The sequence below is a fragment of the Brevibacterium aurantiacum genome (assembly GCF_003932995.1).
Taxonomy (GTDB): domain Bacteria; phylum Actinomycetota; class Actinomycetes; order Actinomycetales; family Brevibacteriaceae; genus Brevibacterium; species Brevibacterium aurantiacum.
Window position 1 is genome coordinate 1,851,503 of the sequence record NZ_CP025333.1, and the last position, 15,295, is coordinate 1,866,797.

Consider the following 15,295-nt stretch of genomic DNA (forward strand, 5'->3'; position numbering starts at 1 on the left):
AAGGTGAACAAATGCAGGCTTTGAAAGTTGCCATGCTCGGATGTGGAGTCGTCGGCACCGAAGTCGCCGCTCGCATCCAGAATCGGAGCGAGGCCCTGGCCGAACGAATCGGTGCGCCCCTGGAACTGAGCGCAATCGTCGTCCGCGACACCTCGAAGGAGCGCCCGGGAATCGACCCAGGTCTGCTGACGACCGATGCGGAGACCGCCATCGCCGGCGCCGATATCGTCATCGAGCTGATGGGCGGCATCGAGCCTGCCAAGACTCTCATCCGGTCGGCCCTCGACCACGGATCATCCGTCGTCACGGCCAACAAGGCATTGCTGGCCGCCAACTACGGCGAACTCATGTCCGCAGCCGACACCGCCGGTGTCCGTCTTGAACATGAGGCAGCGGTCGCGGGCGCGATCCCGATCATCCGGCCCGTCGGCGACTCGCTGGCCGGTGACCGAATCGATCGGATCATGGGCATTGTCAACGGCACGACCAACTACATCCTCGACCAGATGGATTCCGAGGGCTGGGGCTTCGATGAAGCGCTCACGGCTGCGCAGGAGCTGGGCTTCGCCGAGGCGGACCCGACCGCCGATGTCGGTGGGCACGATGCTGCGGCCAAGGCCGCAATCCTGTCGTCACTGGCCTTCCACGCTCCCGTCACGATCGACGATGTCCACGTCGAAGGCATTGCCGACATCACTCCGGACATGGTGGCCACGGCCCGCGACCAAGGGTTCGTCATCAAACTCCTCGCCGTCTGCGAACGCGTCAGCGACTCACCGGCAGGATCCGGGCTGTCCGCTCGCGTCTACCCGGCGCTGCTGGGACGCAGCCACCCGCTGGCAACGGTCCGCGGCGCGTTCAACGCTGTCTTCATCGAGGCCGAGGCCGCCGGTTCGCTCATGTTCTACGGGCAGGGCGCCGGCGGCGAACCAACGGCGTCCGCGGTCCTCGGCGATGTGGTCTCTGTGGCCCGTCGCAAGGTCCTCGGCGGCCGAGGCCAGTACGAGCGTCCCTTCCACGAGGACTCCCGGATTCTGCCGATATCGGCGATCACCACCCGCTATCACATCACGCTCGACGTGGTTGATCGTCCAGGTGTCCTCGCCGCAGTCTCCGAGGTCTTCTCCGACGAAGGCGCCTCGATCGAGCTCATGCGCCAGACCGTGGGGGAGGTCGATGATCAGGGCACTCAGCACGCGAAACTGGTTCTCGCCACCCACTCGAACACCGACGCGATCCTGCGGAGAACGGTCGACCGCCTCGGCGGCCTCTCCGTAGTGCGCGCCGTCAAATCCGTGATCCGTGTAGAAGGACAGTGACAATGACTGAATTCCCCAAAAAGCAGTGGCAGGGCGTCGTCGAAGAGTACCGCTCTCTCCTCGACATCTCGGAGACCACACCGGCTGTCACCCTGGGTGAGGGCGGGACGCCGCTCATCAAGGCGGAGAAGCTCAGCGAACTCACCGGCGCAGACGTGTGGGTGAAGTACGAAGGACTCAACCCCACCGCGTCGTTCAAAGATCGCGGTATGACGATGGCCATCACGAAGGCCCTGGCTCAGGGCGCGAAGGCCGTCATCTGTGCTTCGACAGGCAACACCTCGGCCTCGGCGGCGGCCTACGCCACCAAGGCCGGGCTCACCTGTGCCGTGCTCGTGCCCTCCGGCAAGATCGCCCCGGGGAAGATGAGCCAGGCCATCGCCCATGGGGCCACGCTCCTGGAGGTCGACGGTAACTTCGACGACTGCCTGACCCTGTGCAGGAAGCTCTCTGAGTCCTACCCCGTCCACCTCGTCAATTCCGTCAATCCCGATCGCATCGAGGGACAGAAGACTGCATCCTTCGAGGTCGTCGACGTACTGGGCGATGCTCCGGATATCCACGTGATGCCAGTCGGCAACGCCGGTAACATCACCGCCTACTGGAAGGGCTACCGCCAGTATAAGGAGATCGGAGCCTCGACGCGCCTGCCCCAGATGTGGGGCTTCCAAGCCGCCGGCTCTGCCCCGATCGTCCTCGGCCACCCAGTCGACGAACCCGATACGATCGCCACGGCCATTCGGATCGGCAATCCGGCCAGCTGGCAGCAGGCCATCGAAGCCCGAGACTCCTCCGGAGGAGTCATCGATTCGGTGACCGATGATGAGATCCTGCGCGCTCACAAGATCCTGTCCCGGGACGAGGGAATCTTCGTCGAACCCGGTTCTGCCGCCTCGGTGGCCGGGCTGCTGAAGATGTCCGAGGCCGGCAGAGTCCCTGCCGGTGCGAGGATTGCGGTCACCGTGACCGGTCACGGACTCAAAGATCCCACCTGGGCCCTGCACACCGCCGACGGTTCCGACATCGAACCGAAGCGGGTCTCCGTCGACGCAGTCAGCGCTGCACGAGCTCTCGGGCTCGAAGACAGGTGAGTGTGAGAATCCAGATCGAGGTGCCGGCCACCTCGGCGAACCTGGGCCCCGGTTACGATGCCCTGGGCCTTGCGCTGGGGATCTTCGACACGCTGACCCTCACGGTCCACGATGAGCCGGTGGATCCCAGTACCTGTGTGAAGGTGACGGGGGAGAACGCCGAAACACTGCCGACGGATCGGTCCCATCTCATCATGCGCGTGCTGCTCGAGGTGCTCGCGGCTGAGTACCCGGAGGCACCCGTGGGATTGGGTGATCGCCTCAGTCTGGAATGTGTCAACCGGATAGCGCATTCGCGTGGCCTCGGTTCCTCCGCCGCCGCGAACGTCGGTGCCATCGCACTGGCCGGTGAGCTCGGTACGTATGTCGGTGGTCAGCAGCTGAGCAGGCAGCGAGTGCTCGAACTCGCCTCCGATCTCGAGGGCCACCCCGACAATGCCGCGCCCGCGGTCTACGGGGGACTGACCATCGCACTGCCCGGCCCTGCACGGTCATGGCAGGTTCCGGCTAACACCGTGAACGAGGTGACTGTGCTGGTGCCGGACGTGCGTTTGGATACGGAGATTGCTCGCAGTGTGATCCCCGTGTCGATCGAGCACGAGGTCGCCGCGGAGAACTCTGCACGGGCTGCGCTGCTCATCCACGGCTTCGTCTCCGATTCATCGGTCCTGCTCGAAGCCACCGACGACCGTCTGCACCAGGAATTCCGACGCGAGGCCTACCCGGAGTCGATGGCACTCGTCGATGCCCTGCGCGCCGATGGTCTGCCCGCAGTGATCTCAGGGGCGGGGCCGACTGTTCTCGTGCTTGCGGGTGCGGTGCCTGAGTCCTTGGTTCCCGACACTGTCACACTCATTCACACCTCCATTGACCTCGGCGGATATCGGGTGGAGCAAAAGAATTAGGCACAGGATTAGCGTGATCGTCGTCTAGCACGTAAACTGGTGGTGTTCCGTCAGTGATCGGGTTTGACGATATGCATCGCGAATCCACTGTCAATGTCACAAATTCTGGAACGTCTCCTGCTCATTCTTAGGCAGGTTATCTTTCACAATGCACCGTCAATGGTGTTTCCGTCGCCGTGAGTAAACGGCTCTTGCCGCACGGCCGAAAGAGGGAGAAGGACCTTCGTGTCTGAAACCACTACTCAAGATTCCGCACCACGCACAGGCAGTCTGACCGCTTTGCGTCTGCCCCAGCTCCAGGAAATGGCAGCGGGACTCGGGATCAAAGGGTACCGTCGACTTCGCAAAGGCGAACTGATCGACGCCATCAACAACCACAACAGCGCTCAGGGCGGTTCGGGACAGGCTCAAGCCGCCCCGAAGACCGCACCTGCCGCTTCTGCAGCCTCCGCCAAAGAAGCTCAGGAAGAGAAGCCCGGCTCCAGCGAAGCAACCGACGAACCCAAGCGTCGTCCGTCCCGTCGCAGCGCTGCTGCCTCGTCTGACAAGGACACCGCCGGCTCTCAGGATGCCGCTGCCTCTGTGACTTCCACGGAATCCTCCGCTGTCGTCGAGACTCCGGCTGCAGAGGACAATTCATCTGACTCCACCGCAGACCAGGACAGGCAGCGCTCACGTCGCAGCCGTTCCCGCTCACGTGGAGCCGAAGCTCAGAACGACGACAACGGACACAGCTCCGATGACTCGAACGAGCGTACGGACCGCAATGATCGCGGCAACGGTCGCAATCGTCAGAACGACGACAACAACGACCGCAACGATCGCGGCAATGATCGCAACAACGATCGCGGCAACGGCCGTAACCGTCAGGGCGATGACAACGACCGCGGTGATCGCAACAACGATCGCGGCAACGGTCGCAATCGTCAGAACGACGACAACAACGACCGCGGTGATCGCAACAACGATCGCGGCAACGGCCGTAACCGTCAGGGCGATGACAACGACCGCGGAAACGACCGCAACAACGACCGTCGGAATCGCAACAACAACGATGACGACGATCGCGGCAACCGCCGCGGACGCGGACGCGACCGTGATCGCAAGCGTCGCGGAGGACGCGGCAACGACGAGCCCGAGATCCGCAACGATGACGTGCTCATCCCAGTCGGCGGCATCCTCGATGTGCACGACAACTACGCATTCCTGCGCACCTCGGGCTACCTGCCCGGCCCCAACGACGTCTACGTCTCGGCCTCGATGGTGCGCAAGAACCAGCTGCGCAAGGGCGACGCCGTCGCCGGCGCCATCCGCCAGCCGCGTGAGAACGATCGCAACAGCAAGCGTGAGAAGTTCGACGCTCTGGTGCGACTGGACTCCGTCAACGGCCTGACCGTCGATGATGCTCGTAGCCGTGTCGAGTTCTCGAAGCTGACACCGCTCTACCCACAGGAGCGGATGCGCCTCGAGACCACCTCGAAGCAGCACTCGACCCGACTCATCGACCTGGTGACACCTATCGGCAAGGGCCAGCGTGGTCTCATCGTGGCGCCCCCGAAGGCGGGCAAGACGATGATCATGCAGCAGGTCGCTAATGCGATCACCGAGAACAACCCGGAAGTCCACCTGATGGTCGTCCTCGTCGACGAACGTCCCGAGGAAGTAACGGACATGCAGCGCGCAGTGAAGGGCGAAGTCATCGCTTCGACCTTCGACCGTCCGGCAGATGATCACACGACGATCGCCGAGTTGGCCATCGAGCGCGCCAAGCGGCTCGTCGAAATGGGTTCGGACGTCGTGGTGCTCCTCGACAACATCACTCGCCTCGGCCGTGCCTACAACATTGCGCAGCCAGCTTCAGGCCGCATCCTCTCCGGTGGTGTCGACGCGAACGCGCTCTACCCGCCGAAGCGATTCTTCGGTGCTGCCCGCAACATCGAGAACGGCGGCTCGCTGACCATCCTGGCCACAGCCCTCGTCGAGACCGGATCCAAGATGGACGAGGTCATCTTCGAAGAGTTCAAGGGCACCGGCAACATGGAGCTGCGCCTGTCGCGCCAGCTCGCCGACAAGCGCATCTTCCCGGCCGTCGACGTCAACGCGTCGAGCACTCGCCGCGAAGAGATGCTGATGACCAACGAAGAGATGAAGGTCATGTGGCAGCTTCGTCGCGTGCTGTCCGGCCTCGAACAGCAGCAGGCTGTTGAGCTGCTGATGTCGAAGCTGAAGGAAACCGGCTCGAACGTCGAGTTCCTCATGCAGGTGCAGAAGACGACTCCTCTGCAAAAGTCGTCCACCGACAACAACTGAGATGGCCGACGATGACACCCTCAAGGCCAGCGTCAGCGCATTGCTCGACGAGCATGCACGACTGCAGTCGGAACTCTCCGATCCTGCAGTCCACGCTGACGCTGGTCGCGCCAAGAAGCTGACAAGGCGCTACGCGGAACTCGACAAGGTTGCCGTCACCGCACGTCACTTCGCCCAGCTCGAAGAGGATGCCGCCGCTGCGGAGGAACTCGCGGACGACGACGCCGAATTCGGCGCTGAGGCAAAACGTCTGCACGCTGAGGCCGCTGATGTGGAGACTGAGCTCAGAGACCTCCTGGTGCCCAGCGACCCCGATGACGCACGCGATGCGATCATCGAGATCAAAGCTGGTGAGGGTGGCGACGAATCGGCGCTGTTCGCGGGAGATCTCCTGCGGATGTATCAGCGCTGGATCGACTCACGCGGCTGGTCCTCACAGATCCTGGATGCCACGCATTCCGACCTCGGAGGCTATAAGGATGTGACCTTGGCTCTCAAGGCCAAGGACGACGGTGCCTACGGGTGGGTGAAGTTCGAAGGTGGAGTCCATCGGGTCCAACGCGTTCCTGTGACCGAATCCCAGGGACGCATCCACACCTCGGCCGCCGGAGTGCTCGTATTTCCCGAAGTGGACGAGCCGGAGGAAGTCGCACTCGATGACAACGATCTGCGCATCGACGTCTACCGGTCCTCGGGCCCGGGCGGTCAGTCAGTGAACACCACAGACTCAGCGGTGCGCATCACGCATGTGCCCACCGGCATCACCGCGAGCTGTCAGAACGAGAAGTCACAGCTGCAGAACAAGGAAGCGGCACTGCGCATGCTCCGTGCACGCATCCTGGCCAAGCAGGCCGAAGAGGCCGCAGCCGAGGCCGCTGATATCAGACGGTCTCAGGTTCGCACCGTTGACCGCTCGGAACGCATCCGCACATACAACTTCCCGGAGAACCGGATCACTGACCATCGGACAGGGTACAAGGCCTATAACCTGGACCAGGTCCTTGCCGGTGAGCTCGACCCTGTGATCGGTTCCTGCCGTGAGGCTGACAAGGCCGCACGACTCGACGCACTGGGGGACTGACCTGGATCCGCGCCCGCCCGCTGCCGAAGGGGACGTGTCGACGGTGCTGCGTGGGGCCGCGCAGCTGCTGGCTCGCGCCGATGTCCCGAACCCCGATACCGACGCCGCGGCACTCCTTGCTCATGCCTGGGGCCTCGACGCCTCCGGAGTTGCGCGCAGACGACTCCTCGGCGACACGGTTCCCGCTGAAGTCACGGCGACATTCGCTCAGCTCATCGACCGACGACGACAGCGCACACCGCTGCAGCACATCATCGGAGTCGCAGCCTTCAGACACCTTGAACTGCAGGTGGGCCCCGGAGTCTTCGTGCCACGACCGGAGACCGAGCTCCTCGTGACAGAGGTCCTCGAAGAGTTGGAACGGCAGCAGAACACACACGTGCCCTTCATTATCGACCTGTGCTCAGGATCGGGAGCGATCACACTGTCCCTGGCCACCGAACATCGGCGCCTGCGCGCGATCGGCGTCGAACGCGAGACCCAGGCCCTGAATTGGTCGCTGATGAACTTAGCGGCGGTCGACCTCGGCGAATCCTCCGTCGATCTCGTGTCCGGCGATGCCACGACCTTCGCCGAGGACAGCCCGCAGCTGTGGGCCAGTGCCGATGTCGTCGTGACCAATCCTCCCTACGTCCCCGATACTGCTGTGCCCCGCGATGCCGAGGTTCGCGAGCACGATCCGGAGGCCGCTCTCTACGGAGGAGCGACGGGGTTGGAGATACCCGGACTCATCATCATCCAGGCTGAGAAGCTGCTGCGACCCGGTGGGTTCTTCATCATGGAACATTCCGAGGAACAGGGCCCGGCAGCCCGCGAACTCATCATGTCGACGGCCAGTCTGAGGCAGGCTGCCACCTACCCGGACTACACTGGACGCGACCGCTACACGGTGGCTCATCGTGTCACCGGTGTCGACCGGTGACGACGAACCAGCCGGTTCTGCCCACTGACCACCACCATCCGAAACGGAGAATTCGTGTCGAGACGATTCGACGTCACCCAAAGCGACATCCGTGACCTGGTCCTTGACGAATGCGCCAGGGTCAGTGAAACGGGCAACCTGCTCGTCATTCCCACCGACACCGTGTACGGGATCGCCGCCGACGCCTTCAGCGCCTCAGCGGTTTCCGCGCTCCTCGCAGCGAAGGGCCGCGGCCGAGACATGCCGCCGCCGGTCCTCGTGCCGCGGGCCGAGACCGTCTTCGGTCTGGTCGACGGCGTCGATGAAAAACTCCTGGCTCTGACCGCCCGTTTCTGGCCCGGACCTCTCACGATCATCGCCAACGCCCAGCCCTCATTGGATTGGGACCTCGGTGACACCCACGGGACCGTGGCAGTGAGAATGCCCGACGACGAATACGCACTCGCTCTCCTGGGCCGAACCGGTCCACTGGCCGTCTCGAGTGCCAACGTCTCAGGATCGCCCGCGGCCACCTCGGCGGATGAGGCGATGGAGATGCTCGGTGACGACGTCGACATCTACGTCGACGGGGGAGTGCGCGAATCGGGAATCTCCTCCACGATCGTCGACCTCACCGGTGACGTCCCGAAGATCGTGCGCGAGGGTCCTGTCACCAGCGATGAGCTGCGCGAAATCGTCCCCGATCTCCTCGACCTGGACGGCTGAGTGCGCGCCTACCTCTTCATCCTCATCATTTCGGCCCTCGTGGCCTACCTGCTGACCCCGATGGTCAAGCGGGTGGCCGAGCGAGGGCAGATCTTCTCGCCCCTGCGCGAACGCGATGTGCATTCCGTTCCGACGCCGAGGTTGGGCGGAGTCGCGATGTTCGGGGCAGTGATCGTGGGCCTCATCTTCGCCTCCCAGACCCCGTTCCTGCAGAGGATCTTCTCGGACATGGGGCCCATCATCGGCATCGCCGGGGCCGCAACGGTTCTGTGTGTGCTGGGAATCATCGACGACATCTGGGATCTCCACTGGATCACCAAACTCGCCGGGCAGGCTCTGGCCGCCGGGTTCATGGCCATCAATGGCGTGGCCCTGCTGTCGATTCCCTTCGGGGGAGTGATCATCGGCTCGCCGCGGATGTCGATCATCATCACCATCTTGGTGGTGCTGGTGACGATCAATGCAGTGAACTTCGTCGACGGCCTCGACGGACTGGCCGCGGGAGTCGTTGCCATCGGCGGCAGCGCATTCTTCATCTACTCCTATGGTCTGGCCCGGGATGCCTCGCCTGAGTCCTATGCGAACCTGGCCTCGCTGATCACCGCCATACTCGTCGGTGCCTGTGTCGGGTTCCTCCCGCATAACTTCAATCCCGCACGCATCTTCATGGGCGACTCCGGGTCGATGCTCATCGGACTTCTGCTTGCGGCATCCACTATCCGCGTGACGGGGCAGGTTGACCCGGCGCTGCTCGGGGAGGAGAGGGTCTTCGCGACCTTCCTGCCGATCATTCTCCCGGTCGCAGTGATGTTCCTGCCCCTGCTCGACCTCGGCCTGGCCGTCGTTCGTCGCCTTCTGGCCGGCCAATCGCCATTCTCTGCCGATGCGAAGCACCTCCATCACAGAATGCTCAGTCTGGGGCATTCGCACGCTCGGGCCGTGCTGATCCTCTACACCTGGACCGCACTCATCGCATTCGGCTCAGTCATGCTGCTGCTGATGCCGTGGATCTATGTGGTCTGCATCGTCGGCGGCCTGTTCGCCATCACCCTGCTCTTCACCTTCTACCCGTTACGGGTCCGACAGAAAGCCAGAGAGGAAATCTCATGACCGATGAGTCTCCCCGCCAGGAAACTTCCGTGCAGGCCGCATGGACGAGAGTCTGGAGGACCATGCTGGTCCGCGGAATCATCCTCGTCGTTGCCGTCGCCGTGCTCGGCATGGGCATCGGCTATCTGGTCTCCGGCGCCGAAGGACTCAACGGCGGTGCAGTGGGCGGGGGACTGGCGGCAGTCTTCATCATCATCACCCTGGTCATCATGTATGCAGGGCGCAATATGGGGCTGACCGCGATCGCCGGATTCTTAGGCATCGGATTCCTCTTCAAAGCCTTCATCTTCATGCTCGTCATCTGGCGGCTCAAAGACGCAGCATGGCTGGATGGAAATGTGGCATTCTTCACAATCGTCGTTGCCGTGATCGGGTCATCACTCGTCGAGGCTCTGACGGTGGCCAAGGCGCGTGTGCCCTATGTGGATCCTGAGGCGAACTAGGCAATCCGGACGCACTTCGCGATTGCGACAGGGACTGCCAGAAGATGTACAGTCAAAGGTGATGAATTTGTCGGCAGCTCTCTACAATTGGTAGAGTAGTCGCGGTGCTGGAGCCATTTGTCGCTCCATGTCGCTCCTGAACCTACTGCCACGCAGGTCCTGCGTGGCTAAGGCCAGGCCATCAAGGCTTTTGACCATGGGAGAGTAAAGGAAACGTGGGAACACTCAACGCTGCGAACACAACGATCCAAGCCGCTGAAAGTGGTTTTCACGCCCCATCCATGGCGGAGTTCTTCCCCGCCGCGTTCCTCTTCGAAGGCACTCCCTTTGAGATGAACCGCGTGATGCTCATCCGCGTCCTCGCCACCGTCGCAGTCGTTGTTCTGCTTGCAGTGTGGGCCAAGCGCATGAAGCTGGTCCCCAGCCGTTTCCAGTCAGCTATGGAGCTGGCCATGGAATTCGTCACGGTCGGCATCGCCGAAGACACCTTGGGCAAGGAAAAAGCCAAGAAATTCATGCCGCTGATCGTTGCCATCTTCTTCGGCATCCTGTTCTGGAACGTGACGAAGCTCATTCCGTTCCTCAACATGCCAGGCACCGGCGTGATCGGTCTGCCGATCGTCCTCACACTGACGGTCTACGTCACGTACCACTGGGCCGGCATCTCCGAGAAGGGCTTCGGTCGCTACATCAAGGATTCTCTGATCCTTCCCGGCGTCCCTTGGCCGATGCACATCCTGCTCATCCCCATCGAGTTCCTGACCAAGTTCGTGACTCAGCCGTTCACCTTGGCGATTCGACTCTTTGCCAACATGATGGTCGGCCACCTTCTCCTGGTGCTGTGCTTCTCTGCAACGAGCTTCTTCCTGTTCGATGCTGCCAACGGCTTCCAGTTCTTCTCGATCATCACCTTCGCCGGCGGATTCTTCGTCTTCATCCTTGAGATGCTGATCGTCGTCCTGCAGGCCTACATCTTCGCTCTTCTGTCTTGCGTGTACATCAACGCCGCCATCTCAGACGACCACTGAGTAGCACCCCACATTCTGTAACCTCAGACGTTACAAGGGCCGGGCCAACCACCCGGCCGACTTATGAAAGGAAAGCATTCAATGGATATGCTCGCTGAAGTCACCGGCAGCCTCAACACCGTCGGTTACGGCCTCGCCGCAATCGGCCCCGGCGTCGGTGTCGGTATTGTCATCGGTAAGACCATCGAGGGAACCGCACGTCAGCCTGAGATGGCCGGTGCACTGCGCGGAAACATGTTCCTCGGCATTGCGCTGATCGAGGCCCTGGCCCTGATCGGCATCGCCACCCCGTTCTTCCTGCCCTGATCACGAAGAGGACTAAACGATGACTCCGGTACACATTCTTGCTGCGTCTGAGAACCCGCTTCTCCCCGCGTGGTACGACATCGTCTGGAGTGCCATCTGTCTGCTGATCGTCTTCCTGGTTGTCTGGAAGTACGTCCTCCCAGCCTTCAATAAGACTCTTGATGAGCGCGCAGAGCGCATTCAGGGTGGAATTGAAAAGGCTGAGAAGGTGCAGGCCGAAGCCGATGAGGCTCTGGCCGAGTATCAGAAGCAGCTCGCCGACGGCCGTGCAGAAGCTGCACGACTGCGCGCCGAGGCTCAAGAAGAAGGCGCCCAGATCATCGCCAATATGAAGACCCAGGCTCATGCAGAGTCCGAGCGCATCGTCGCTCAGGCTCAGACGCAGATCGAAGCCGAGCGTCAGTCCGCCATGGTGCAGCTGCGTTCGGAAGTCGGGACGCTCGCCACTGATCTGGCATCACGCATCGTCGGCGAATCACTCACCGATGATCAGCGCTCTGCCAATGTGGTCGATCGTTTCATCACCGATCTCGAGTCGCAGTCTTCGGCACAGCCGGTCAAGGGGGCGTGATGCTCCAGTCGAGCAGATTGTCCCTGCAGGCCGTTCTTGAAACAGCCAATGCTGAGATCGCCCGCGGCGACGCGCGCGAATTCGGCACCGGCATGCTGAGTATCGTCGCGGTTCTCGCTGAGAACGTGTCGCTGCGCAAGGCCTTGGCAGACTCGGCCGAGTCAGCTGAGAAGAAGCAGCAGCTGCTGCGGACTCTGTTCTCGACTCGGAACACTGAGCCTGTCCTGCGTCTGAGCGAACTGGCTGTGAGCCAGCGCTGGGCCAGAACGCAGGACTTGGTGACCAGCCTTGAGGTTGCCGGAGTGACGGCTATCGCTGCTGCCGCTCAGGTATCCGGCCAACTCGGTCAGGTGGAAGAAGAAGTCTTCCGCTTTGCCCGTCTGTGCGAAAGCGAACATGAACTGACACGCGCCTTGGAATCCGACGCGACTGCGTCGACCAAGCGTGCGCTCATCGCAGATCTGCTGGCAGGTAAGGCACAGGCCGACACCATTACGCTGATCGAGCAGGCTGTTCTGTTCCCGCGCGGACTCCGCGTGGCGACGGCTCTGGATCAGTACAGCGATATCCTCGCGGCACGACAGCAGCGCTCAGTCGCCGATGTCACTGTCGCCAAACCGTTGAGCGAAGCTCAGACCCAGAAGCTGACGGTCGCTCTGTCCGCCAGCTACGGACGTGACCTTGTACTCAACGTACAGGTCGATCCCGCAGTCGTCGGGGGAGTCCGGGTTCAGGTCGGAGATGAGATGATGAGTTCCACAGTGGCTGATCGTCTGTCCGAAGTTCAGCGCAAGCTCGCAAGTTAAATCGAGGGGCCGGCCAGTCCGGCAGCACAGGCGGCCCACCGGTCGTCGGACGCAAGTTTTGAGTAAAGGAAGCAGGGAAACCAGATGGCGGAACTGACAATTCGCCCGGAAGAGATCCGGGACGCTCTCGGGAAGTTCGTTGACTCGTACAACCCCGAGAGCTCGGTAAAGTCCGAGGTCGGCAAGGTCGTCACCGCAGGTGACGGAATCGCCCACGTCTCGGGTCTGCCTGGCACAATGGCCAACGAACTCCTCCGGTTCGACGACGGCACCTTGGGCCTGGCACAGAACCTCGACGAGCGCGAAATCGGCGTCGTCATTCTCGGCGAGTTCTCCGGAATCGCTGCGGAGCAGAACGTCTACCGCACCGGTGAGGTTCTCTCCATCCCAGTCGGTGACGGTTACCTCGGTCGCGTGGTCGATCCATTGGGCCAGCCAGTCGACGGACTCGGCGAGATCGAGACCGTCGGTCAGCGTGAGCTCGAGCTCCAGGCCGCAGGCGTGATGGATCGCCAAGAGGTGCGCGAGCCTCTGCAGACCGGTTACAAGAGCATCGACGCCATGATCCCGGTTGGCCGTGGTCAGCGCCAGCTCGTCATCGGCGACCGCAAGACGGGCAAGACTGCTCTTGCGATCGACACGATCATCAACCAGAAGGCCAACTGGGACACCGGCGACCCGAAGCAGCAGGTGCGCTGCATCTACGTCGCAGTCGGCCAGAAGGGTTCGACCATCGCCGGTGTCCGCCGTTCGCTCGAAGAAGCGGGCGCCCTGGAATACACCACGATCGTGTCCTCTCCTGCCTCCGACCCCGCAGGCTTCAAGTACCTGGCTCCGTACTCAGGTTCGGCTATCGGCCAGCACTGGATGTACGACGGCAAGCACGTCCTCATCGTCTTCGATGATCTCTCGAAGCAGGCAGAGGCATACCGTGCGGTATCCCTCCTGCTGCGTCGCCCGCCGGGCCGCGAAGCCTTCCCAGGCGACGTCTTCTACTTGCACTCGCGTCTGCTCGAGCGTTGCGCGAAGCTCTCCGACGAGTTCGGCGGAGGGTCGATGACCGGTTTGCCGATCATCGAAACCAAGGCGAACGATGTCGGTGCGTTCATTCCGACCAACGTGATCTCTATCACCGACGGTCAGATCTTCCTGCAGTCAGACCTCTTCAACGCTGGACAGCGTCCCGCAGTCGATGTGGGCATCTCGGTGTCCCGCGTCGGCGGTGCCGCTCAGACGAAGGCGCTCAAGAGCGTCTCCGGCACATTGAAGATCTCCTTGGCCCAGTATCGTTCGCTCGAAGCGTTCGCAATGTTCGCCTCCGACCTCGACGAAACGACCAAGCGCGACCTCGCTCGTGGTGCACGTCTGACCGAGCTGCTCAAGCAGTCTCAGTTCACGCCGATGCCCTTCGAGAAGCAGACCGTGTCGATCTTCGCCGGTACTCACGGCTACCTGGATGAGATTCCTGTTTCGGATGTGCTCAAGTTCGAAACCGAGCTTCATGACCACATCGAGCGCAAGACCGGCATCTTCACGACTGTTCGTGAGACCCTCAAGCTCGATGATGACACTTCGGCAGAGCTGGACAACGTCTTGTCAGAGTTCACCAAGAACTTCGTCACCTCCGACTCCAGCGGATCACAGGCCGGCAGTGAAGATACTGCCACCGCTTCGTCCGATGAGGTCGAGCAGGAAAAGATCGTTCGGCAGAAGCGTTGAATCTGATCCGTAACAGCGAAAGGAAGAACTGATGGGAGCCCAGCAGAGGGTCTTCAAGCAGAAGATCCGCTCTACTTCGTCCTTGAGGAAGATCTTCAAGGCCATGGAGCTCATCGCTGCTTCACGGATTCAGAAGGCCATTGCACGATCGCAGGCTGCCAGCCCCTACGCCAACGCATTGACCCGCGCGGTCTCTGCAGTGGCTAGCGAATCCAACGTTGACCACGTGTTGACGTCCGAGCCTGAGAACGTCAGCCGTGCTGCTGTTCTCATCGTTGGCCCGGATCGTGGATTCGCAGGAGCATACTCCGCGAACCTGCTGCGCGAAGCCGAGGAACTCATTCGGCTGCTGCACAGCGAGGGTAAGGACGTCTCGCTCTTCACCGTCGGCGGGAAGGCGGAGAACTACTACACCTTCCGCGACCGTGCGATCGACCAGGCCTGGACCGGCATCTCCGAGATGCCGACTCCTGAGAACGCTCGCAAAATCGGCGAGGCTCTTTTGCAAAGCTTCAATGCCGAATCTGCGGAGGGCGGTGTGGATGAGATCTACATCGTGTTCACGAAGTTCGTCTCCAGCGTCAAGCACGATCCGGAATACCGGCGACTGCTTCCGCTTGAGGTCGTCGACGCAGAAGAAGTCACCACAGGTGCCTCGTCTGGATCGGCGAAGGACGCGGCTGCGTTCCCTCTCTATGAGTTCGAACCGAGTGCCGAGGCCGTTCTGGACTCGCTGCTGCCGCGCTACATCGACTCGCGGATCTTGTCCGCGTTGTTGAGCGCTTCGGCATCCGAGCAGGCTTCGCGTCAGGCTGCGATGCACACCGCGACCGAAAACGCGGACGATCTCATCAAGACCTATACCCGGTTGGCCAACACGGCTCGCCAGGCGGAAATCACCCAGGAACTCACCGAGATCGTCGGTGGGGCCGATGCCCTCGCGGCATCATCAGCCGGCGACTGACCGGCGAGAGCAGAG

General features: G+C 62.0%; 15 protein-coding genes. All 15 read left to right on the forward strand.

Translation table 11 applies throughout. The features are described 5' to 3' along the window. Positions 1 to 11 precede the first annotated feature (11 nt). The 15 genes from CXR25_RS08555 (at position 12) to CXR25_RS08625 (ending at position 15,280) form a co-directional block, all read left to right on the forward strand. Entirely contained in the window at positions 12 to 1,319 is a 1,308-nt protein-coding gene (locus tag CXR25_RS08555; protein WP_009884039.1) for a homoserine dehydrogenase, read from the forward strand. Positions 1,320 to 1,321: 2 nt separating this feature from the next. After that, complete coding sequence (gene thrC / locus CXR25_RS08560; RefSeq protein WP_009884040.1) at positions 1,322 to 2,410, forward strand: threonine synthase; 1,089 nt, start codon at positions 1,322 to 1,324, stop codon at positions 2,408 to 2,410. Positions 2,411 to 2,412: 2 nt separating this feature from the next. Continuing rightward, positions 2,413 to 3,315 (forward strand): homoserine kinase, encoded by a 903-nt coding sequence (gene thrB, locus CXR25_RS08565; protein WP_009884041.1) that lies wholly within the window; start codon positions 2,413 to 2,415, stop codon positions 3,313 to 3,315. A 225-nt stretch (positions 3,316 to 3,540) separates the two neighbouring features. Next, a complete protein-coding gene (gene rho, locus CXR25_RS08570; protein ID WP_125240523.1) occupies positions 3,541 to 5,625 on the forward strand; it encodes a transcription termination factor Rho in 2,085 nt (694 codons plus the stop codon). 1 nt (position 5,626) lies between these two features. Beyond that, entirely contained in the window at positions 5,627 to 6,706 is a 1,080-nt protein-coding gene (gene prfA / locus CXR25_RS08575) for a peptide chain release factor 1 (protein WP_009884043.1), read from the forward strand. 34 nt (positions 6,707 to 6,740) lie between these two features. Continuing rightward, positions 6,741 to 7,628 (forward strand): peptide chain release factor N(5)-glutamine methyltransferase, encoded by an 888-nt coding sequence (prmC, locus tag CXR25_RS08580; protein ID WP_009884044.1) that lies wholly within the window; start codon positions 6,741 to 6,743, stop codon positions 7,626 to 7,628. Positions 7,629 to 7,682: 54 nt separating this feature from the next. Further along, positions 7,683 to 8,333: an L-threonylcarbamoyladenylate synthase gene (locus CXR25_RS08585; RefSeq protein ID WP_009884045.1), complete on the forward strand. Its 651-nt coding sequence runs from the start codon at positions 7,683 to 7,685 to the stop codon at positions 8,331 to 8,333. Next, positions 8,334 to 9,443 (forward strand): MraY family glycosyltransferase, encoded by a 1,110-nt coding sequence (locus tag CXR25_RS08590; protein ID WP_009884046.1) that lies wholly within the window; start codon positions 8,334 to 8,336, stop codon positions 9,441 to 9,443. Continuing rightward, positions 9,440 to 9,886, forward strand: a complete 447-nt coding sequence (locus tag CXR25_RS08595; protein ID WP_101638804.1) for a Cg1360 family ATP-synthase-associated protein — start codon at positions 9,440 to 9,442, stop codon at positions 9,884 to 9,886. The genes CXR25_RS08590 and CXR25_RS08595 overlap by 4 nt, the downstream gene beginning before the upstream one ends. A gap of 215 nt (positions 9,887 to 10,101) precedes the next feature. Next, positions 10,102 to 10,914 (forward strand): F0F1 ATP synthase subunit A, encoded by an 813-nt coding sequence (gene atpB / locus CXR25_RS08600; protein ID WP_236850701.1) that lies wholly within the window; start codon positions 10,102 to 10,104, stop codon positions 10,912 to 10,914. Positions 10,915 to 10,995: 81 nt separating this feature from the next. Beyond that, positions 10,996 to 11,220, forward strand: coding sequence for a F0F1 ATP synthase subunit C (gene atpE, locus CXR25_RS08605; RefSeq protein ID WP_009884049.1), 225 nt, complete (start codon positions 10,996 to 10,998; stop codon positions 11,218 to 11,220). A gap of 19 nt (positions 11,221 to 11,239) precedes the next feature. Next, entirely contained in the window at positions 11,240 to 11,791 is a 552-nt protein-coding gene (locus tag CXR25_RS08610; protein ID WP_009884050.1) for a F0F1 ATP synthase subunit B, read from the forward strand. Then, the gene (locus CXR25_RS08615) at positions 11,791 to 12,597 is read left to right on the forward strand and encodes a F0F1 ATP synthase subunit delta (RefSeq protein ID WP_096146478.1); all 807 of its coding nucleotides are present in this window, start codon (positions 11,791 to 11,793) and stop codon (positions 12,595 to 12,597) included. Before CXR25_RS08610 ends, CXR25_RS08615 begins: the two co-directional genes overlap by 1 nt. Positions 12,598 to 12,681: 84 nt before the next feature. After that, positions 12,682 to 14,316, forward strand: a complete 1,635-nt coding sequence (gene atpA / locus CXR25_RS08620; protein WP_096146443.1) for a F0F1 ATP synthase subunit alpha — start codon at positions 12,682 to 12,684, stop codon at positions 14,314 to 14,316. Between the two features lie 31 nt (positions 14,317 to 14,347). Beyond that, positions 14,348 to 15,280, forward strand: a complete 933-nt coding sequence (locus CXR25_RS08625) for a F0F1 ATP synthase subunit gamma (RefSeq protein WP_096146444.1) — start codon at positions 14,348 to 14,350, stop codon at positions 15,278 to 15,280. Positions 15,281 to 15,295 lie beyond the last annotated feature (15 nt).